Below are 19,549 nucleotides of genomic sequence, written 5' to 3'. Positions count from 1 at the left end.
TTAGTGAAATAAGTCATGAAAATGAAGCGATGGGTAAAGCGAAGCCTAATTAGCACAAGCGTGTTGTTGGCAATCTTATTACTGCCAATTGCCATTTTAGTGGTTGGCATCAAACTAGAAATTGGTGATAGCCGCCAGTTGCTGACTAACTTGCTCAGTGAGCAGTTACAACGTGATGTTCGCATCACTGGTGATATCAGTATTGAGCTGTCATTTATCCCTGCGATTACCGTTGAGCAGATTGACATCGCTAATCCTAGCGGATTTAACCAACCTTACTTTGCGCAGGTTCGTAAAGCCAGTGCGCAACTCAGAGTGCTCCCCTTAATCAACCGTCATTTACAGATAGAGCAAGTATTACTCGATGGCTTTCATTTAGCGCTAATCAGAAACGACAGTGGTGAAAACAACTGGCAGTTTACCCAGCCAAATAAGGCCAAAGCAGCGCCATCTGTAAACCAGAGTTCTCACGAGGAAGAGGGCGGCAGTTTTTCCTGGCAAGGCATAAATTATAGCTTTGATATTAATCAGCAAATATTAATTAGTGATGCACAAATTAGCTATCAAAACCAAGCGGCCGAAGCCTTAGTCACTTGGCGCCTAGATGAGCTTAAACTTACCTCGCCAGACAGTGATACCTTGGCCATGACAGCCTTTGGTAGCATGCTCGATGAGACCTATGCTCTTCAGTCTCGATGGCAATTAGAGCCGCTGTTGCAAGGGCGGGCCGGTGATGTTGAGCTTAACATGCAAGTGGCCGACGCTCAGCTAAATTTAAGTGGGGAGATTGCCCCGCAAAGCGATCAAAATAGCCACCTAGAGCTCAGCCTCGATTGGCAAAATCCTGACTCTATCGCGCGTTTGTTAGGCGATGAATTTGCCCAATTGGCACCGATTACACTTGTTTCACGTTTTGATGGAAAGCCCGGTGAATATAGCCTCACGCCAATGAATGCCAGTTTGGGCTCTAGTCATTTGAATGGTGAACTGACTTTGAAAGGTGATTCACCACTAGAAATTAACGGCAATTTGAACATTGACCAAATTGACTTAAGCCCTTGGTTAGCGCTGGCTCAGGATGATATGTTAAGCACCAAAGCTGAGCTTAAAAGCAAACCTGTTCAGGCCCCGCTGGCGAGTACAGCAGCCTCAGAGTCTGAATCCTTGCCCTTGTTGCAGATTATTCGTTATTGGCTAAATCAAGCCGATGTTGACCTATCGTTAAAAGTTGCCAGTATTGAAGGCTTACCGCTGGAAGTATCCGCGATTAGCATAGGTTTAAAAGTTGAAGGTGAAAGCCTCAAAGCCCCCCTGCGAGCAGTGATAGACGATGTTCGTTTTAACGGCAACCTTAAAGCCAGTATCCATGATGAGCGTTTAGAGACGTCGATGCGCTTAGTGGCAAAAAAATCCCCTTTAGATAAATTAGCTAGCCGTATACCGATGCTGGCAGGCAGTAGCGGCAATATTGGCCGTTCAGTACTCAAAATTAACGCCAATGGCACCACCATTGCTGAGCTGTTGGCAAATAGTCATTTCGACTACAACATTGAAAACAGCCAGATGTTATTGCCTGCAGGTACTGCACTTAATATTCAGCACGCTAGTTTAACCGCCAGTGTAGAGAGTGAGGTGTTGGTTAAGCTCGATGGTATCTTGCTGGATATTCCGGTAAACGCGGTGCTACATGCGAGCCCATTGCGGGCGATGTTAGATAATGAACCGTGGCGGCTTGATATGCAGCTACACTCTCCGGCCATTGAGCTGCAGGTAAAGGGTGAGTTACCCAGTGGTCAATGGCAGCAAGGAGCAAGTTTAAGCCTTAACGCTGAAGGCGAACGTATTGGCTTATTAAGTCCGTGGCTAGGGGTTGACACAAATGCCCAAGGCGCGCTCAAGCTAGCGCTAGAACTGCAGGCTTCTCGCGGTCAGTCTTCGTTAAATATAAGTCACTTACAATTAGCTGATAGCCAAGGTGAATTACAAGCCTCTTGGAGCGAAGCTAAAACCGAGCAAGGTTTGGTGACCATCAAATCAAACTGGCAGCGTATCGATGTCGCACAGCTAATGGCATTAATGCCCAGTGGCGATGTAGCCCAAAATGCAAGCCAGCTTGACGCTCAAGCCGCCACAGTGGCCAAAAATAGCATAGACATTCGCCTGCCAATTTTGCCTAAAGGTTGGTCGATTCACGACGCTGACTTAGCGCTAAATATAAAGCAACTGCTGATTGGAGAGCATCAACTTAAACAGCTCACACTAACTGCTGTCGCGCGAGATGGGTGGCTACAGAAAGCACCTTTTAGTGCCGAATTAGCCGATAGCAAATTTGTCGGGAACGCTTTACTTGATTTACGTGCTTCGCCACTAAAATTGGATTTTACAATCGCGAGTCAACAGCCTAATGTTGGGCAAATACTCAAACAATTTAACATTGCTGAGCAAGCGAAAATCGAGCTTGATAGCGCTGAGCTTGCGCTCTCTCTAAGCGGTAACAATGTTGCACAACTGCTTGCCAGTACTCAGTTTAGTGCCAAGCTAAAGGGGGGCTACTGGCTATTAGTCGACCCAAATACTCAAGCCAGCGCTCGGGTTGAATTAAGCGAGGGCAGTTTAACGGCAAATCCTGAACAACCGATTACTCTCGCGCTGTCTGGGCAACTAAAGCAATTGCCCTTAACGCTGTCTTTAAGCACCTTAAGTTTGCGCGAATTTACCCAAAAGCCCAGTGCGCTTCCGATCCATTTATCCCTTGAATTAGCCGAAGTAGCTTTATCAGCTCAGGCCAATTTACCGCGGCCTATCTCGGCGCAGAACCTCACGTTAGCGGTGCAATTGAGCAGCCCAAAACTCAGCCAGTTAGACCGTTTACATGGCATTGAACTACCCCCTTTTGGCCCCATAAAACTAGCGGGTGAGTTGGTGCTTAGTCCGCAAGGATATGCCATAAATGACATGTTACTTGCCATCGCGAGCAGTGAATTAACCGGCGGGGCAAGTTTAGTCACTAGTGGTAATAAACCACTGTTAGAGCTGGCGGTAAGCGCTAACAATATCCAGTTAGACGATTTTAAAACCGGTGGTTGGCAAGGCTGGGCCCATAATTCAGACCAACAGCCAGCCGCAAATCAGCAAGACCATAGCAGCCAGCAAACGGCGGTTAATCAACAGCCTGCGCCAGCGACTCAAGCGTTGTTGAGCCAAGAATTATTTAAGCGGCTAAACGCTAAGTTTCGTTTAGATGTAGAAAAAGTGCAATCAGGCGAAGATTGGCTGGGCCAAGGAAAACTGTATTGGAGCTTGCAAGATCAGCGTTTTCGCTTAGACCCTTTGTGGATCGCTTTACCCGGTGGAGAGCTCAATGTCAGTGCCGAACTAAGCCCCTCCAACGCCGGCTTTTATAGTGAGCTTAAGGCCTCCATTGAGAACTTTGATTATGGCCTCCTCGCAAGGCGGATTAAACCGGAAACGAAGATGGGCGGTACGCTAAGCGTAAACCTTGAGGTAAATAGTGAGTTTGTTAACCCCAAGCAATGGTTTGCCGATCTTAATGGTCAAGTTGGTTTTGCTATATGGCCGCAGCATTTTGAAGCTGGCATTCTCGATTTATGGGCGGTGAGTTTGGCCAGCGCGGTGGTGCCAGAGCTTGATGACGCTGAAAAATCAGTACTCAATTGTGTGGTGGCGGTGTTTGATGGTGACCATGGTGAGCTAACTAAAAATGTCTTGCTGGCCGATACTTCAAGAATGCGAGTGTTGGGTGAAGCGTCGATCGATTTTAAGCAGCAACAAGTCAACATGGTATTAAGGCCACAAGCCAAGCGAGCGCAAATATTTGGTTTAGCTACACCCATTCAAGTGAGTGGCAGCTTTGAAGATTTCAACGTGGGGGTAGCCAATGGAGGCTTACTCGGTACCACACTTCGTTTTGTTACTAGTCCGGTGGTTTCACCATTGCGCTGGATAGTCGAAGCCCCCTTAGATGCCAACGGCAGTGAACTATGCCTACAAGCCTGGCAGCAAGCGAAACAGACACCAAGTGAGCAATAAACTCAAGTTTGAGCGCTGACCTTTTTTGTTAATGTGGACTTTCGCAAAGGCTAAGAGGCGAAAGTTGCGAACTTAATGTTTACAGCTAGGATTAATAATAAGGCTTAACGATTAAGGATGCCTATGCGATGGTCTTTGCTGCTTAAACGAATTTTATTCGCCTCTCTCCTGGCTATTTCTTTCTCTTTCTCTGCTTCAGCTGAGTTATCTATTTGCAACCGTTTGGTTGTCACGGGAAATGCCGAGTACCCTCCCATCCTGTGGCGAGATCAACATAATCCGGGCAAGTTAACCGGGCTAGCTATTGAGCTTCTCGAGCTGGCACTAATGGACACCGGTATTGAGGTCGATGCGCGAGACAGAGGGGTGTGGGCGAGGGCATTACAAGAAGCTGAACATGGCGAAGTTGACATGTTAGCGGGTGCATTTCTCACCGATCAACGCCAAACCTATATGGATTATATTGTTCCTCAATTTACTGATGTGCCCAGTGTTGTGTGGACCACTGCAGGACATGAGTTTGATTACCAAAAGTGGGAAGACTTACTCGAACGGCGCGGCGGTACCTTAGTGAACAATAGTTTTGGTCAAGCCTTTGATGCCTATGCTAAAGATAACTTAAAAATCCTTACCAGTGCTACCGCAGAGCGGTCCTTTGCTATGTTGTTAGCCGACCGCTTTGATTACGTGCTTTACGAGTTATACCAAGGCTTAACCATTTTAGAATCTGCTGGGCTAAAGGGTAAAGTGACTCCGTTACCTAAGCCTATATCGGTTGAAGGGCTTTATTTTACGTTTTCTAAACAATCGGGCTGTAATAGTGAATCTTTAAGGCGCCATTTAAGTGAGCGCGTCTCCCAGTTAACCGAGTTTAAAACTTTTGAGCGTCTGTTTGAGAAGCATATGCAAGCGTGGTCAAAGCAACAAATAAACCATGGTGTGCTTACCGATGATTAGCGGCTTGTTGGTTAAGCTGTTTTGTATACTCGCTTCACCAGTAAACGGCTCAATGGGGTGTGCTCGCTGACGGTTTTCCTTCACCTCAAGGCCTATTGTCCGCTAAATAGAGAATGTTATGAGCAAACAGCATGTTGGCGAATTGGTGCTTAGCCAAGCACAAATTGCCGAAGGGGTTAAGCATGTCGCAGCCCAGCTTAATCAAAAATTTCAAGGCGAGCGCGTTGTGCTCATTACCGTGGTACCGGGTGGTATTCTTTTTACCGCTGACTTAGTCAGGCTGCTCAATTTCGACATTTGTATGGACTACATCTCTTGTCCACATACCCCTGGAGAGCGGAATAACAAGGCTAAGATTGTGTATCAACAAAACATAAGCATTAGCCATCAGCACTTGGTTATTATTGATGATGCCATTGAATCAGGCGGTACCATGCAACGGCTAGTCACGCATTTATCCCATCAAGCTTCGCTAAAGTCACTGTCTATCGCAACCCTCTTGGTTAAACCCAGTCGAGTAGACATACCAGTAGACCAACACTTTGCTTTTGAAATGGACAGTGATGATTTACTGGTTGGCTATGGCTTACCTTGGGAGCAGCGCTACCGAAACCTTGCCTACATTTCAAAGCTGAGTCGCTAATTGAACGTCAACGTCTTACAGTCAGTGTTTTACATTTTACTGCATAGCTATACTAGAGGGATTCTGGCTTAGTGGCGCGCATTGCTCGGGTTTTTTCTTCAAGGGTTTGGGCTTCGCTTTGGTTTTAGCTTGATGGTTAGCCGCTTTACTCAGCTGAGTTTTCCACCAACCTAATTCGTCGCAACCGTGCCCGCTGGTGATTGGCTTTTGGTTTTTACAGTATTGGTCTCCGTCGGGACATAATAAGCGTACATGCATATGCGCGCTGTGGCCCCACCAAGGACGAATTTTTTGTAGCCAGTCATCGGCTTCAGTTCGCTGGTTGCAAAGCTGCTGTTTAATGGCAGGGTTAACAAATATGCGCGCGACGCGTTCATCTTCTGCGGCCACTTTGAGCATGGTTTTGTGCTCGGTGCGCCAGGTCTTTGGATTTATTGCTTGTTGTTGTGGGTTCACTACGCTAACTGCTGTGGGCTTAGCTAATTGTGAAGCAGAAAGTGGCGCATCAACAAGCTTTAACCAGATATCAACATCTAAGCCAATTTGGTGGCTGCTGTGGCCAACGTTAAATTGTCCTCCTCTTGGCATAGACATGTCGCCCACTAGAATATTGTTGATCCCTTCTGCTTGAAGTTTTTTGGCTAATTCACTGATAAATGTAAGCAAATTGGGATGGCCATAATAGCGTTGTCGCTGGCTACGAATTACTTGGTAACCGTCACCGTTCAGTGGCAAAGCATCGGCGCCGGCTAAGCAACCATTTGCATAACTGCCAATAGCCGCTGCCGGCCCTTGGTATGGGCTAGTGGCTTGCTCCCAAGGGTTATCTTGCGCGAGTATTAAGGGGCTAAATAGGCTTAGTAGCAGTAAGCCATGCTTGAGATGAAACAACGACATAGACAACACTGATCCCCTTGGTTATTCATTAACGCTTACAAATATTGAACATTAGCTAAAGTCTAGCCGCTTTAATCATCAATTGAAGCCGATTGTGGCAAAGATTTTTGCTTTTGTTTAGCACACTGTTACTCTCGGTTTAAACGACAGGGTCTGGTCAAAGAGGGGGATTCATGAATCAAACTGCGGGTTTCCCCGTGTTTTTATTTGAAACCGAAAGGCTAAGGGTAGAAGAAGTGGGCACTTGCTTAGCCGAAGACTATCTGAAGCCATTGCTACAGCGCGCTGTTGACCTGTTGAGCCCCGCAGTGGTCGCAGCCCTGCCTCAATATTTCCAAGGTATAACTACACTAAAGCATGCTGAACAGTGGTTTAAGCAAGTTTGCCTAGCAAGTCGCCTATTGGTGGTGACTAGCACTAAGCATCAACACATTATCGGCTTTATCTTCATTTATGAGGACGGCTCGGGTTCTGCGCATATTGGCTATTTGTTGGGAGAAGAATACTGGCGACAAGGTTTGGCTTTTGAGTTACTGAGGGGCTTAGTCGCTTGGGCCAGCCAGCACTGTAATTTTACACGCTTGTTGGCAGGCGTAGAGGTCGATAATATGGCCTCTAAAAAGCTACTGACCAAGCTGGGTTTTCAACGGCAACCCCCTGTTGTTGGCGCGTCTAACGAGTTTTATCAATATAGCTTAAGTTAAACACATAGAGTAAGGATCTGCTGTGCGAAAAATCTTAATATTTGGTAACTCCGGATCGGGGAAGTCAACCTTAGCTAAAGCGCTGTGTGATGCTGAACAATTGGCGCATCTAGATCTTGATACGCTTGCTTGGCAGGCAACTCAAGCTCCAACTAGGCAACCCTTGCAGCACAGTTGGCAACAGATCCGGCGTTTCATTGATACACACCAAGCTTGGGTTATTGAAGGCTGCTATAGCGATTTATTGGAGCTGGTGGCTGAGTATTCCAATGAAATTATATTTATGAATTTACCCATTGAAGACTGCATTGCAAACGCTAAAGCGAGGCCTTGGGAGCCGCATAAATATGAATCTAAAGAGGCGCAAGACAATAATCTGGATATGCTGATTAGCTGGATAGCGCAATATTCAGAAAGAACCGACACCTTCTCTAAATCGTCTCATCAGGCTTTTTATGATCATTACCGAGGCAAAAAAACCGTCATTATAGCAAATCAAACACAGTGCTAATTGCTGCTAGCAATTTTGCTAGCAGCATGTTCTGTATAGTACAGATAGTAACGCGCCAGACTGCGTTATTTGTTGCTAAGTGCTGCTTGGCTAAAGGTAATTCCATCCCAGCCTGATAACATAAACTGACGAATGTTTTGGTGATCTTCAGCGTCGGGAGTGGCAACTACATCGCGGTAATACTGACCAAATAAGTGTAAAGTTTGTTGCTGGTTTAAACCCTGTATTTGAGCAAAAGAAAACACTTTGCAAGAGCCTGAGTTTTCACCGGCGGCATTGCTTTGTTGGCCGTTCGTAAAGGCGCTTGGCGTAAACTCGAAGTTTGCGTCGATAATTGCCATGCTATCTTCAAAACGCAGCTGTTGAGTGTTTTGGTTTAATTGGTCGATAAAGCGGGCAATATTGGCCTGTGTCATGATGTTACTTCCTGTAAGGTCTGATAAATAGTTGCTTACCTTAGTGATATGGGTCGATAGGGTCAAGTGAACAGCGAAATTGTACGACTTAGCAAACAGAGCAGTGAATGATTTGGTCAGGTTAATTATTCAATAGCTTGATGCTTGAAGCGAGGAGTTGAGCAAGCTAATCTTTTGTATAAATCCTTGTTGAGTAAAGTCTCCCAATGTGGAAGCCAAATAGAAAGCCCCCGCTCTAGAGCGGGGGCTTTGTTTACAAACAGAAGTGATAACTAGAGCTTATTTCTCAGCGTAACTATCATGAGATGCTTCAAGTTTGTAGAAGGTTGCTTGAGAGTAGTCATCTAAGTCACCAGAGATGTTTTGGTTGTAAACACCCGCTTTGAAGTACATGTACTTACCACCCACATCGTAGCCACTGTCGCTCATGTCAACAACCTGAACTGCGTCTTCTTTGCCTTCTCGAGAAACGGTAACAGTCATGGTGTTGCCAACTACTTCGATACGGTAGCTAAATACTTCGCCTAGCGCGATACCATCTTCACCAACCTCAGCCGTTAAATCACCGACTAGCGGATAGAAATCCTCTTTGGTGGCGTCTTGGCTTTCATGTGCAAAGTAAACTGCACCTGTTGCTTGGTTTGGTAGCTTACGGTAGTACAAACGAATTGGCTCATCGTTTTGGTCGTGGATTTGACCAATAATAAAGCGACCTACTTCGTTAGCCGCACCAGTAGTGGTGGCGTGGTCAATTTTAAGGGTAGCTTCTAGAACGCCATCAATACCGCCGGCAGCGTTTAAGTCTGCTTCTGGAGCGCTTGAGAATACCCAGTTGTTTTTGTTCACACCTTTAGTTTTGTGAGACATGTTACCGCGACGTAGCATTTCACGAAGTTCTGTACGCGCATACTTGGTGTTTTTAGAGGTACGAACCCCTTTCACATAAGACTTAAATACTAGACCACCATCGTCTGCTGTATAGAAAATCTCAGGGTGCTGATAACCGTTTGCAAGGTTCCATTCAGACACGTCATCTGGACGTTCATTTTTGTCGTGGTCGAAAGGTTGCGATAAGTACCAGTAAGACAAGTCAAAGTTTTCGCTTGGCGCGTTACCTGCTAGCGGCGTTTCTGGTAAAGCCGGAGTTGGAGGAAGCTCAGAACGCAAACATGTTACGGTGGTTTCACAAGGGTATACCGCTGGCGCACCGAAATCACCTGAACGAAGGTCTTTACGCGCTTCTTTACGTGCTTTCTCTGCTGCTTTCATTTCTGCAATCATTGAAGCTTCAGCTGCAACTACTGCACTAGTAATGATATGACTTGATGGACAAGCGTTAATGCTACAGTTAACGGCTGCGAGTTCGGTTACACTATTCCAACCATTTTTGGTGTTGCCGTGTCCTACGTAGCGAACGTAGCGAGCATTTACCGCAGGCTCAAACTGAAAACGCTCTAAACCAAGGGCTCTACCAGAGCTCTCTTGGCCTTCTAAAACAGTGGTCCAATTTTCACCATCAACACTCATTTGGATATCAAATTTAGACTGACGCTGATTGCCTTTACTAAAGGCGGCTTGAACGGCATCAAACTCTTGAGCTGAACCGTAGTCTAGCATTGCCCATTCGCCATCACCGGCTGCAGACCAACGCGTTGTAATGTCTTGATCGATTAAACGGTCAGGGCCGTTACCATCGTGGCTGCTTGCTGTAATGGCTACTGGAGTTAATAGCGCTTCACCCGTTTCTTTATTATTGGCAAACTTTTCAACAGAATCAGGAGCAGAAGTTGACGTACAGCCTACTGCTAAGAAAACTGAAGTTGCTAACAAGCTTTTAAGATAGATATGTTTCATTTACCCATTCACCTATTGTTGTATAAATTAACCCTATATTTTGTAATATAAAATCAATTTAATGCTGTGTATTGATATGGAAATAACAGCTGTCTCCGTTTCCACATCATCTGAAACGCTATATGATAGTGTTTTCAAATCTAATGAATTCTAAATATACATAATTTAATAATACAAATGTAACTGAGTGTTAATAAATGCGATCAATGTCTAATACCATTGCTCTAACAGTGATCCATGTTCAAAGAACTGACGCTCGATTTAATGCAGATAAAGCGTTTGGCCACTGTCTTTGTGTTACGTAACGCAAGCCAAGGTTATGTAAAGCCATAGCTTGATTTGGTTTTATACTTAAGATCTCTTGTAACAGTACTTGGGCTTTGCTTAGCAGATTAGTTTCACGGCATATACTGCCCAAATAAATGCCAGGTTTGTTGCTGGTCTAATCCTTGTATTTGAGCAAAGGCAAACAGTTTACAAGAACCCGAGTTTTCTCCAGTTGTATTGCTTTGTTGTCCATTGATTAAGGCGCTTGGCGTAAACTCGAAGTTTGCGTCGATAATTGCCATGCTATCTTCAAAACGCCGCTGTTGAGCATCTTGGCTTAATTGGTTGATAAAGTAATTTTGGCCTGTGTCATTGTATGACGTCCTGTAAGGTCTGATAAATATTTGCTTACCATGGCGATATGCCCTTTCAGGGTAAAGTGAACACCTGAATCGACAGACTTAGAGAGCGGGGTAGGCGCAGCCTAAATGGAAAAAGGCCCTAATCAGCAAAAATAAACCCACCATAAAGAAGTGGGTTTTTTTTCAATCACTCAGCTGTTGTCAACTTAGTGAGTGCTTACATGGCTTGCTTATGCATGAGCGGCGGCTATTTCAGTTTCAAAATACTCTAGTAGCGGAACGGCCGAGAAATCTTCTTCAACTGAGAAAGAAAACGTTTTAAATGTAGTTTCAATCTGCAGTGATTTCAAATAAGGGTAGTGAGGGTGAGGCTGCAAGCTAATAGCGCTTATTTTCGGCCAAGCAATAAACAAATGCTCTACATGATAATCGGTATCTTTTTCACGGATAATATCGGTCCCCCAATTTGAGATTATCAAATCGTAAGCATCGGTCATGAATAGCACATCTTGCATTTTGTATTTTAAGATCCGCGCTAAAAACTGATGAAAACCCTTAATTGGCGCATCATCTAAAGTGCGAGAGGCTTGAAAACCCAATATTGATACAGGCTCCTTAATCGCTTCGCGTTGCAAAAAGTATTCATAGATCTGTTTTTTTGATTGCTTCGGCGGTAACTGTTCTGGCAAAGAAAATGGCTTACCCGTACTTTTCATCGCTTCACGAATGATGTGTACCGCCTTGGCTGCAATGTCTATAGATACGAGGCTGTAGTTAATGGTGATTTGGCTTTGGCCATAAAAAAGCTGAATGTGGCATAACAGCAAATCACCACTATGGGCGATGTAGTCGATGTCACTGTAATCTACTTTTTGTATGCGCAGCTCACCTTTGTCCATGCTTAGTAAGGTGAGTGTTGATTGCTCCAAAATAACCAGTTGGTCATAAAGCAGCATACCGGGTTTTAAATCGCGTCGAGTACCGTGAATTGGCACCTTAAAACAATAGCTAGCGGCAAGTATCTGATCTTGATAGCTTTCAAATTGTGGAGGGATGTCTAAAGGTTCTTTCACCTCCATCATCCACGGACCATATTTGATATATTCGTGACTTAGTTTGTCCATTGCTATTCCCCCAAGCCGTTTACGGCAAGTTAAATGAATCTAGCAAGCTCATTTAAGTTTAGTTCAAGTAGCGCAATATTCATCTGTCTGTTCAATATATAACCATTAATTTTGTTCTAAGATAGGCGATTATGATGGTAACGCTAGGCAGCAGATAATGGCTTTATAGCGTTATAATGGTTTGCTTGAGAGTTTTTTTATTCAAAGCCAATACCAAAAATAGTTTGGATTAGCCAGCCTGGTTTACTTTAAGCGAGCTCGAATTTCAGATAGTGCTGGGTCGCCAGGAGTCATTAATTCTAGTTTATCAAGTTGTCGTTTGGCTGCGGTTATATCGCCACTCGCTTCTAAGGCAAGCAAGTAAACATAGGCAAAACGGCGATTATCATTTTCAAGCTCTGAAGCCATATTTAGTGCAGATAATGCATTTGGCCATTGCCTTTGTACAACGTAAATTAGGCCAAGGTTATGTAAAGCCATAGCATGCTTGGGCTCTATGGTTAAGATCTCTTGTAACAACACTTGGGCTTTTGTTAGTTGACTAGTTTCACGGTAAATACTGGCCAAATTTAGCTTAGCCGGCAAAAAGCTGGGCTGGATTTTTAGGGCGTTGATGTATTGGATGGTGGCCTGTTCAGTGTCACCGACTTTATAAGCTAAGTCGGCTAGGGCGAGTTGCGCCGATAACAAATCTTGTTGTTGTTGGTAGGTGACTACCGCTTCCATTAAGGCATCTTGCATGGGTTGCTGTGCTTTTTCTGGTAATGATTGCCTAAATGCTGGTGCTAATAAGCGAATCGCTTGTAAGCGAACATTTTTATCTTCGTCATAAAGTAAACCAAAACCGATTTGAAGCTGGAGGTTATAGGGGGCTGACTCTAGCGCATGTAATACACCTAGTTTCACTAAACTTTGGGGGCTATTGGCCGCAGAGTTTAATACCGCCATGTTATTCGGTTGGCTAACATCGAGGTGGCTAAGTAATACCGCGCGGCGCATGGCGGGTAAACTTTCATCAAGCACCAAGGTAGCAATATTTTCTTGCCCCCGCTGAGGGGCTAATTGGCTGAGTAAAAGAGCCGGGCCTATATCGCTATAGTCAGCGAATACTTTGGCTTTTTTGTGTTCCAATTGTTGCTGAGACCACTGAGTATCTTTATCTTGGTGGCAATTAAGGCAAACATCTGGCGAAGCTAAGGCCTCGCTTACCCATGGGTTAGGAACGCGATAAGCATGATCTCGTCTATCATCCACCCCCATATAACGTTGTGAAGGCATATGGCAATCTATACATACCGCACCTTCAGAGCCTGCTTGATGTAAAGTGTGTTCTTGAGTATCAAAATTGCTGGGTGAATGGCATTGAGTACAAAGACTATTGTCTTGGCTTATCACTTTACCACTGTGTGGTTCATGGCAATTTGTGCAAACCACCCCTGCTGCCGCCATTTTACTTTGGCTAAATGAGCCATATACATACACCTCATCCAAAATTTGACCGTCATTATGATACAAATCAGGCACAGCGAGTCTTGGTATGTAATGCTCGGTAAAATTATGGGGGCCTGCACCATCGGTGAGGGCTACCCGCCGACTATGGCATGCAGCGCATTGGTCTGGTTGACCATGATCTAAGGAAATGGGAGAGCGTTCATAACGCTCGGCGCTGGTTTTCCCTTCTTTGAATAACCAGTGGCTGCGCTTATGTAAAGGCTGGTTAAAGCCTGAGTTGGCGATGAGGCTGGTGGAGTCACCCGTGTCTTCGGCCTTCTTGAGTGTGACATGCCTTGATGCTGGGCCATGGCAAGCTTCACAACTAACATTGATTTCACTCCATGTTGTGTTGTAATCATCAGTGGCGGCATTGTAACCGCGTTTTAACTCTGTAGAGTGGCATTCAGCACAGCGTGCATTCCAATTGTTAAACTGGCTTTTCCAGTAAAACGGTGTATCTGGTGTATGGGCCTGCTGATATAGGTTATACCAACGTTGACCCCCTTGTTCTTTGGTTCTGGAGTCCCAAGCAACGGTATAAGCTTGTAGCCTACCAGTGCCAATGTCGACTAAAATTTGTTGAAGTGGTGTGTAGCCGAACACATAAGGCACAGGATAACGAATGCCAGCTTTTCCAGTGGGGCCTGTTTCGATGTAAAAGCCATTTTCGTCGTAATTGAAAACTGTCCAACCATCTTCCGATTCAAAACGGCTATTACTAAAGTTGCCGAGTACGTTTGCTTCGGTGGCGGGCTGCATTGCTTTGGCATGATGGGATGGCTGCCAATTTTCTACTTCTGTTTCATGGCATTCAGCGCAGCTTTCATTGCCGATGTATTCTTGGGCTAAAACAACTGAACTGATAAAGAGTAAGGAAAGCGTAACGAGTTGTTTTAAAAGATACATAAAGAGCTCAATAGGAAACATCACTGATGACGACTAGAAGTGTTTAAGTGTAACGATGTAAACCATTATTAACAAAGGGCGCAGTGCGCCCTTTGTTAATGTTAGTACGACTTAATGCGACCCTGGCTGTTGCAGTTTCTCCATTACTTGAGACAAGTTGAAGCTAGCTGCTTTTTGACGTGGAGGGAATTCTTCGAAGCTTGCTAAATACTTGGCTACATAAGTTTGCGCAGGAACAAGTAAGAACACTCTATCTATTACCCAATCCCAGTAGGTATTTGAGGTGCGATCAGCGGTTTCGTATGGGTCCATTCTTAAGTTAAAGATCTTGGGTACGCGTAACTCAACAAACGGTTCTGCCCAAATTTGCAAGGTACCTTGAGCACGCTGCTCCATGAATACCATTTTCCAGTTGTTATAGCGTAATCCAGTAAGGTCACCGTCATCTGAAAAATAGAATATTTCCTGACGCGGGCCAGCCTCTTCTGCACCCGTAAGGTAAGGCAGGAAGTTATAGCCATCTAAGTGATTCTTGAATTCTTTGCCGTTGGCTTTGTGGCCTTTAAGCAATTTTTCTTTCACTTTGTCATCACCAGCAATAGCGGCAAATGTTGGCAGCCAATCCATATGGTGCATGATTTCGTTAGAAACTTCGCCTGCCTTAATCTTACCTGGCCAGCGTACCATTGCCGGAACTCGGTATGCGCCTTCCCAGTTGGTATTTTTCTCACCACGGAACGGTGTTAAGCCTGCATCAGGCCAACTGTTCATATGAGGGCCATTATCTGTAGAGTAAAAGACGATGGTATTATCTTTAATTCCTAAGTCATCTACTTTTTTCAGTAGTAAGCCTACATGCCTATCATGTTCAAGCATGCCGTCGGCGTAGTTACTTATACCTGAACTACCTTGTAAATCAGGCTTGATATGGGTACGAAAATGCATCCGGGTGCCGTTCCACCAAACAAAAAAAGGTTTGTCGGCTTTAACGGTTTTTTCCATAAAGGCCATGGCTGCTTCAACGGTTTCATCGTCGATGGTTTCCATGCGCTTCTTGGTTAAGGGCCCGGTATCTTCAATTTTCCCATCGGCGGAAGACTTAATGACGCCACGAGGACCAAATTTTTTGCGGAACTCAGGATCTTTTGGGTAATCTATATTTTCAGGTTCTTCTTCGGCGTTTAGGTGGTATAAATTCCCAAGAAACTCATCAAAACCATGGGCTGAGGGTAAAAATTCATCCTTATCGCCTAAATGGTTTTTGCCAAATTGGCCTGTTGCATACCCCATGGGTTTCAAGGCTTCAGCAATAGTGATATCTTCGGCTCGTAAGCCTAGATCTGCCCCAGGGAAACCCACTTTACTTAGACCTGTGCGTAATACACTTTGACCGGTAATAAAGGTTGAGCGTCCCGCTGTACAAGACTGCTCGGCATAGTAGTCGGTAAACATCATGCCTTCTTTCGCTATGCTGTCGATATTGGCGGTTTTATAACCCATAAGCCCAAAGGTATAAGCACTGATGTTGGATTGGCCGATATCATCGCCCCATATCACCAAAATATTGGGTTTTTCAGCAGCCATTAGGCTGGCAGATGCCAAACCCAAAGCCCCAATAGATAATATGGTAAAGCCACTTCTTAAGGTTTTTAGCATTTGTGACACACTCCCTGTATTAAAAGCACACAAAAAGCGTAGCAGTAAACGGGGGACTTTCTAGTGATAAATAATTAATTTAATAATTAGATTGGTTTTTCGCCACTTTCAAACCCTCCATTATAGTCCGTGATAAGCGCTGCTGTTTTCGCCAATACTGGTTTGTTAATGCGAACGATGTTAAAAAATATGGCGGGGGGAGCAGTATGACAACCAAAAGAAAACAGGCCGCAGTGACTATTTAGCCAAATATGTGGCAGGTTTTCGGTTTAGCTTCCATAGTTGTGAGGGGTAATTTTACTGATATATTTATTTTCATGGAAGGGACACAATGAAAACGATTCAAACAATGACATTGTTGTTTTTTTTAGTGTTGGCTTTTATCGGTCAAACGATGGCGGATACGACCGAGCCGCTTAGCTCATGGAACCAAGGGAAAACTAAGCAACAAATTATCGAGTTTGTAAACAAGGTTGTAATGGCCGATTCGCCGGATTTTGTGCCAGCGGCTGAACGGATTGCTGTATTTGATAATGACGGGACGCTATGGGCAGAGCAACCCATGTACTTTCAACTATTTTTCGCCCTTGATCGTATCAAGCAACTTGCTCCAGAACATCCAGAGTGGAATACCACCGAGCCCTTTGCTTCTGCGCTTAAAGGCGACATGAAAGGCATTATAGCGGGGGGCGAGCAGGCTATTCTCGACATCGTCATGGCTAGCCATGCAGGTATGACCACCGAAGAATTCGAAGTGATTGTTAAAGACTGGCTTGCGACCGCCAAGCATCCTGATACTCAACGCTTATTCACAGACATGGTTTATCAGCCCATGCTTGAATTGTTGAGTTACCTTAGAGCTAATGATTTTAAAACATTTATTGTATCTGGCGGGGGCATCGAATTTATCCGCCCTTGGTCTGAACAGGTTTATGGTATCCCTCCTGAACAGGTCATCGGTAGCAGTATAAAAGTGGCCTTTGAGATGCGAGAAGGAGCGCCGGTGCTTGTGCGTCAACCAGCGCTGGACTTCTATGATGATAAAGAAGGCAAAGTGGTCGCTATTCACCAGCAAATTGGCCGACGCCCAATTGCCGCGTTTGGTAACTCTGACGGTGATTTACAAATGCTACAATGGACTACCGCTGGACAGGGAGCGCGGTTTGCACTGTATGTTCACCATACTGATGAAAAGCGAGAGTGGGCTTATGACAGAGAATCTAGTATTGGTAAATTTGACAAAGGCCTAGATCAAGCGCTAGCTAAATCGTGGACCATTGTGGATATGAAACAAGATTGGAAGCGCATTTTCTCGGCAGATAAATAGCCAAGCAATCACCGACAGCCGGCACGCAGACAAACTTGGTTATTGTATCCTTAGCATGCAAAAAGGCCTCCTAAATTAGGAGGCTTCATTTTAATTAGTGACTGTCAGTCAGTAACGCTTAGCTAGTTTTATTCGTACTCAGAAGAATAAGTTTCAGAGTATGTATGTGAATAAAGCTCAAAAAGGTTACCAAAGGGGTCTTCTAAATACACCATTTTGTAAGGGCGGCTATCATCTTCAGGGTGATATCTCATAATATCCATTCTCACTTTTCCGCCGTATTGTTCCACTTTCTCAATCACACCTTCAAAATCAGTGGTTTCTAATGAGTAATGGAAGATACCGATTTTAGTGAAATCAACATTGTGCTTTTCTTCACGGTCTTTCATTTCGAACAATTCAAAACCAATACCATCTTGAGTAACAAGGTGGGCGATATTAAAGCCTTTAAAACCGTCGCCAAATACAGCGATACACATTCTGCCAATGGCTGTTTCTTTCTCTTCGATGACTTCAGACTTGCCCATCACAATCTCAAGACCTAATGCGTTGGTATAAAACTCAACCGCTTTGTCCATGTCGCCAACCATAATACCTACATGACTCATTTTCATAATATTCTCGCTTTCGTTAATTCGTTGCTTGTTTGTTTTGATGGGAGAAGTATAGGGAGACCTTTGGATTAAATGAAATTATCAAACATTATACATTTGATAAATAATTGGAATGATTGAGTCGGCAGTGCGGAAGTAGGCAGCTCGTAAGTTTTAAACCCTAAACAATCCTTAAGTAAACCTTGAGTGGTTAACGCTGAACACTCAGCTTAGGGTTTCTCAGAGTATGATCTATTAACGATAGATCGTTACTCGTTTAACTGAAAATGGCATAAAACGGCGCTTAACCTTAATATGCGCCGTTTTATCACAAAATGTTCAGCTTGTGGGGTGCTAGTTCGCCAATAGGGAGCAGGCGAGTGCGCGCGTTTTCTACACCGTGTTTACTGCCGCCTATTCTTGGTTAAAAGTTAGGCCGAGTTTGTCCCTCATCTCGGTAAGGAGCTGTTGTTGGCTTACCTTTGCTCTGGGTAATTGCAAGGGTTCAATACTTTGCCAGTTAGCCAGAGTTTGTTGCTGTTCTGCTTGCTCTGCAATCACAAAGGTAAATGGGTGGTAACCGGCAACACCTAGGCGTAAATCAGTAATTTGAAGTTGCCCGTCACGTTCATCAAAACGTAGCCATCCGTGACTAAACCACTCTAAACGAGGCAAGTAGTCGGGTTGCGAGTCTTTCACTAAATAGCGGTTATTGGCGTAGCGATGCCACTGCAATGGCGCCTTGTCACCAAGGTGGGTGAATGCTTCGTAATAATTATCTTCTTGGTAACTCATCACTCGCCAATAAATAGTGTTAAAGGGGGTTGGCATCACCAGTAGCGGGCTATTTAGTACCAGCGGGTCTTGCTTTACTCTATCAGTAATTATCGTTTGCGATAGCTGACCCCAGGCTAAGTATGCACAGCTCACCACTAAGGCGACCTTATTAATGCTTAACCAGCGTTGTGTATTGGCGCTAAACCATAAAAAAATCACGCTGATTAACAGTGGTAAGGTGTAGAGGGGATCGATGATAAAGATGCTATGCCAAGCTATGGGCGGCGAACTTATAGGCCATAATAACTGGGTGCCGTAGGTGGTAAAGGTATCTAATAGTGGGTGGGTGATTAGCGGTAACAAAATCACTAACAATAGCGCCAGTTTATGCTGACGCAAAGGGGGCTTTAGTTTCAGCATAATAAAATAGAGCAACACCGACAGAGCGGTAAGCACAAACAGCGAATGGCTAAATCCACGATGCTGCGTGTAGTTATCAATGGCATTGCCGTAATCAATAAAAACATCTAGGTCGGGCAGAGTGCCTAACAACGCGCCTACCAGTAATACTTTACGGCCAAAAGGCTTTAATCCCACAGCGGCGGCAATGCTGGCACCAAGGGCAATTTGTGTTACAGAATCCATGTTTTCCCAATATTGTGGTTCTATTCTCTTTGTTTGTTATACGGGGAAACCGCGTAGTTGATCAAATCTTTGTTACAGTCTTTTTTAAATAGTGATGCTAGTTGACAAAAGATCAGCGGGCTTAGGCGAGGGAAATGGCTAAAGCCCTAGGTGATTGTGCCGGCGTTAAAGCTCGAATAGATATAGCCGCTAAATTAGTAGGCGCTGGTTGACTAAACCAGCTCTCCCTTAGCGTATTTTCCTCGGTATTTATTGGTGACCCTCTGATAATAAAGCCTCGTTCACATTGACTCTCCTTCAAAACACAACTGGCCAGTATTCAGGTTTAACCAGCCAATAAGCCTGCGGTTGGCATTGTTCACCGGG

General features: G+C 44.6%; 15 protein-coding genes. 6 read left to right on the top strand and 9 right to left on the bottom strand.

The genetic code is table 11. The features are described from left to right. Positions 1 to 21: 21 nt before the first annotated feature. The 3 genes from M0C34_RS12545 to M0C34_RS12535 all read left to right on the top strand — a co-directional run bounded on the left by M0C34_RS12545 (position 22) and on the right by M0C34_RS12535 (position 5,650). Positions 22 to 4,050 (top strand): AsmA family protein, encoded by a 4,029-nt coding sequence (locus M0C34_RS12545; protein ID WP_248712032.1) that lies wholly within the window; start codon positions 22 to 24, stop codon positions 4,048 to 4,050. Positions 4,051 to 4,173: 123 nt separating this feature from the next. Then, complete coding sequence (locus M0C34_RS12540; RefSeq protein ID WP_248712031.1) at positions 4,174 to 5,007, top strand: substrate-binding periplasmic protein; 834 nt, start codon at positions 4,174 to 4,176, stop codon at positions 5,005 to 5,007. A gap of 118 nt (positions 5,008 to 5,125) precedes the next feature. Then, positions 5,126 to 5,650, top strand: a complete 525-nt coding sequence (locus tag M0C34_RS12535; RefSeq protein WP_248712030.1) for a phosphoribosyltransferase — start codon at positions 5,126 to 5,128, stop codon at positions 5,648 to 5,650. Between the two features lie 36 nt (positions 5,651 to 5,686). On the opposite strand, the gene mepA is transcribed toward M0C34_RS12535, so the two are convergent. Further along, positions 5,687 to 6,547 (bottom strand): penicillin-insensitive murein endopeptidase, encoded by an 861-nt coding sequence (mepA, locus tag M0C34_RS12530; protein WP_248712029.1) that lies wholly within the window; start codon positions 6,545 to 6,547, stop codon positions 5,687 to 5,689. Positions 6,548 to 6,720: 173 nt separating this feature from the next. Here mepA and M0C34_RS12525 point away from each other — a divergent pair, with 173 nt between their 5' ends. Both M0C34_RS12525 and M0C34_RS12520 read left to right on the top strand, forming a co-directional pair. Continuing rightward, positions 6,721 to 7,251: a GNAT family N-acetyltransferase gene (locus tag M0C34_RS12525; RefSeq protein WP_248712028.1), complete on the top strand. Its 531-nt coding sequence runs from the start codon at positions 6,721 to 6,723 to the stop codon at positions 7,249 to 7,251. Positions 7,252 to 7,273: 22 nt separating this feature from the next. Further along, complete coding sequence (locus tag M0C34_RS12520; protein ID WP_248712027.1) at positions 7,274 to 7,762, top strand: P-loop NTPase family protein; 489 nt, start codon at positions 7,274 to 7,276, stop codon at positions 7,760 to 7,762. Positions 7,763 to 7,827: 65 nt separating this feature from the next. On the opposite strand, the gene M0C34_RS12515 is transcribed toward M0C34_RS12520, so the two are convergent. The 6 genes from M0C34_RS12515 to M0C34_RS12490 all read right to left on the bottom strand — a co-directional run bounded on the left by M0C34_RS12515 (position 7,828) and on the right by M0C34_RS12490 (position 15,841). Beyond that, entirely contained in the window at positions 7,828 to 8,178 is a 351-nt protein-coding gene (locus tag M0C34_RS12515; protein ID WP_248712026.1) for a HopJ type III effector protein, read from the bottom strand. A gap of 279 nt (positions 8,179 to 8,457) precedes the next feature. Then, positions 8,458 to 10,032 (bottom strand): polysaccharide lyase family 7 protein, encoded by a 1,575-nt coding sequence (locus tag M0C34_RS12510; protein ID WP_248712025.1) that lies wholly within the window; start codon positions 10,030 to 10,032, stop codon positions 8,458 to 8,460. 398 nt (positions 10,033 to 10,430) lie between these two features. Then, positions 10,431 to 10,601: a HopJ type III effector protein gene (locus tag M0C34_RS12505; RefSeq protein WP_248712024.1), complete on the bottom strand. Its 171-nt coding sequence runs from the start codon at positions 10,599 to 10,601 to the stop codon at positions 10,431 to 10,433. A 290-nt stretch (positions 10,602 to 10,891) separates the two neighbouring features. Further along, on the bottom strand, positions 10,892 to 11,785 hold the full coding sequence (locus M0C34_RS12500) for a hypothetical protein (RefSeq protein WP_248712023.1): 894 nt from the start codon (positions 11,783 to 11,785) through the stop codon (positions 10,892 to 10,894). A gap of 243 nt (positions 11,786 to 12,028) precedes the next feature. Next, positions 12,029 to 14,185, bottom strand: a complete 2,157-nt coding sequence (locus M0C34_RS12495) for an ammonia-forming cytochrome c nitrite reductase subunit c552 (protein ID WP_248712022.1) — start codon at positions 14,183 to 14,185, stop codon at positions 12,029 to 12,031. A gap of 111 nt (positions 14,186 to 14,296) precedes the next feature. Then, on the bottom strand, positions 14,297 to 15,841 hold the full coding sequence (locus M0C34_RS12490) for an arylsulfatase (protein ID WP_248712021.1): 1,545 nt from the start codon (positions 15,839 to 15,841) through the stop codon (positions 14,297 to 14,299). Positions 15,842 to 16,172: 331 nt separating this feature from the next. Here M0C34_RS12490 and M0C34_RS12485 point away from each other — a divergent pair, with 331 nt between their 5' ends. Then, complete coding sequence (locus tag M0C34_RS12485) at positions 16,173 to 17,168, top strand: HAD family hydrolase (protein WP_248712020.1); 996 nt, start codon at positions 16,173 to 16,175, stop codon at positions 17,166 to 17,168. 128 nt (positions 17,169 to 17,296) lie between these two features. Here M0C34_RS12485 and M0C34_RS12480 read toward each other — a convergent pair whose 3' ends face one another. Continuing rightward, complete coding sequence (locus M0C34_RS12480) at positions 17,297 to 17,782, bottom strand: VOC family protein (RefSeq protein WP_248712019.1); 486 nt, start codon at positions 17,780 to 17,782, stop codon at positions 17,297 to 17,299. 393 nt (positions 17,783 to 18,175) lie between these two features. Beyond that, positions 18,176 to 19,183 carry a metal-dependent hydrolase gene (locus M0C34_RS12475; RefSeq protein ID WP_248712018.1) on the bottom strand — a complete coding sequence of 336 codons (1,008 nt, stop codon included), beginning with the start codon at positions 19,181 to 19,183 and terminating at the stop codon, positions 18,176 to 18,178. Positions 19,184 to 19,549: the final 366 nt, after the last annotated feature.

The organism is Agarivorans sp. TSD2052, from assembly GCF_023238625.1.
In the GTDB taxonomy this organism is placed as follows: Bacteria; Pseudomonadota; Gammaproteobacteria; order Enterobacterales; family Celerinatantimonadaceae; genus Agarivorans.
Note: the sequence above shows the minus strand (reverse complement) of the source record. Positions and strands in the feature narration are given on the sequence as shown.

What these genes read in the sequence shown, in the direction of transcription:
- M0C34_RS12475 (WP_248712018.1), bottom strand. Translation starts at nt 19,183, where the DNA reads ATGGATTCTGTAACACAAATTGCCCTTGGTGCCAGCATTGCCGCCGCT.
- M0C34_RS12495 (WP_248712022.1), bottom strand. Translation starts at nt 14,185, where the DNA reads ATGTATCTTTTAAAACAACTCGTTACGCTTTCCTTACTCTTTATCAGT.
- M0C34_RS12480 (WP_248712019.1), bottom strand. Translation starts at nt 17,782, where the DNA reads ATGAAAATGAGTCATGTAGGTATTATGGTTGGCGACATGGACAAAGCG.
- M0C34_RS12505 (WP_248712024.1), bottom strand. Translation starts at nt 10,601, where the DNA reads ATGGCAATTATCGACGCAAACTTCGAGTTTACGCCAAGCGCCTTAATC.
- M0C34_RS12500 (WP_248712023.1), bottom strand. Translation starts at nt 11,785, where the DNA reads ATGGACAAACTAAGTCACGAATATATCAAATATGGTCCGTGGATGATG.
- M0C34_RS12545 (WP_248712032.1), top strand. Translation starts at nt 22, where the DNA reads ATGAAGCGATGGGTAAAGCGAAGCCTAATTAGCACAAGCGTGTTGTTG.
- mepA (WP_248712029.1), bottom strand. Translation starts at nt 6,547, where the DNA reads ATGTCGTTGTTTCATCTCAAGCATGGCTTACTGCTACTAAGCCTATTT.
- M0C34_RS12510 (WP_248712025.1), bottom strand. Translation starts at nt 10,032, where the DNA reads ATGAAACATATCTATCTTAAAAGCTTGTTAGCAACTTCAGTTTTCTTA.
- M0C34_RS12540 (WP_248712031.1), top strand. Translation starts at nt 4,174, where the DNA reads ATGCGATGGTCTTTGCTGCTTAAACGAATTTTATTCGCCTCTCTCCTG.
- M0C34_RS12515 (WP_248712026.1), bottom strand. Translation starts at nt 8,178, where the DNA reads ATGACACAGGCCAATATTGCCCGCTTTATCGACCAATTAAACCAAAAC.
- M0C34_RS12490 (WP_248712021.1), bottom strand. Translation starts at nt 15,841, where the DNA reads ATGCTAAAAACCTTAAGAAGTGGCTTTACCATATTATCTATTGGGGCT.
- M0C34_RS12525 (WP_248712028.1), top strand. Translation starts at nt 6,721, where the DNA reads ATGAATCAAACTGCGGGTTTCCCCGTGTTTTTATTTGAAACCGAAAGG.
- M0C34_RS12485 (WP_248712020.1), top strand. Translation starts at nt 16,173, where the DNA reads ATGAAAACGATTCAAACAATGACATTGTTGTTTTTTTTAGTGTTGGCT.
- M0C34_RS12535 (WP_248712030.1), top strand. Translation starts at nt 5,126, where the DNA reads ATGAGCAAACAGCATGTTGGCGAATTGGTGCTTAGCCAAGCACAAATT.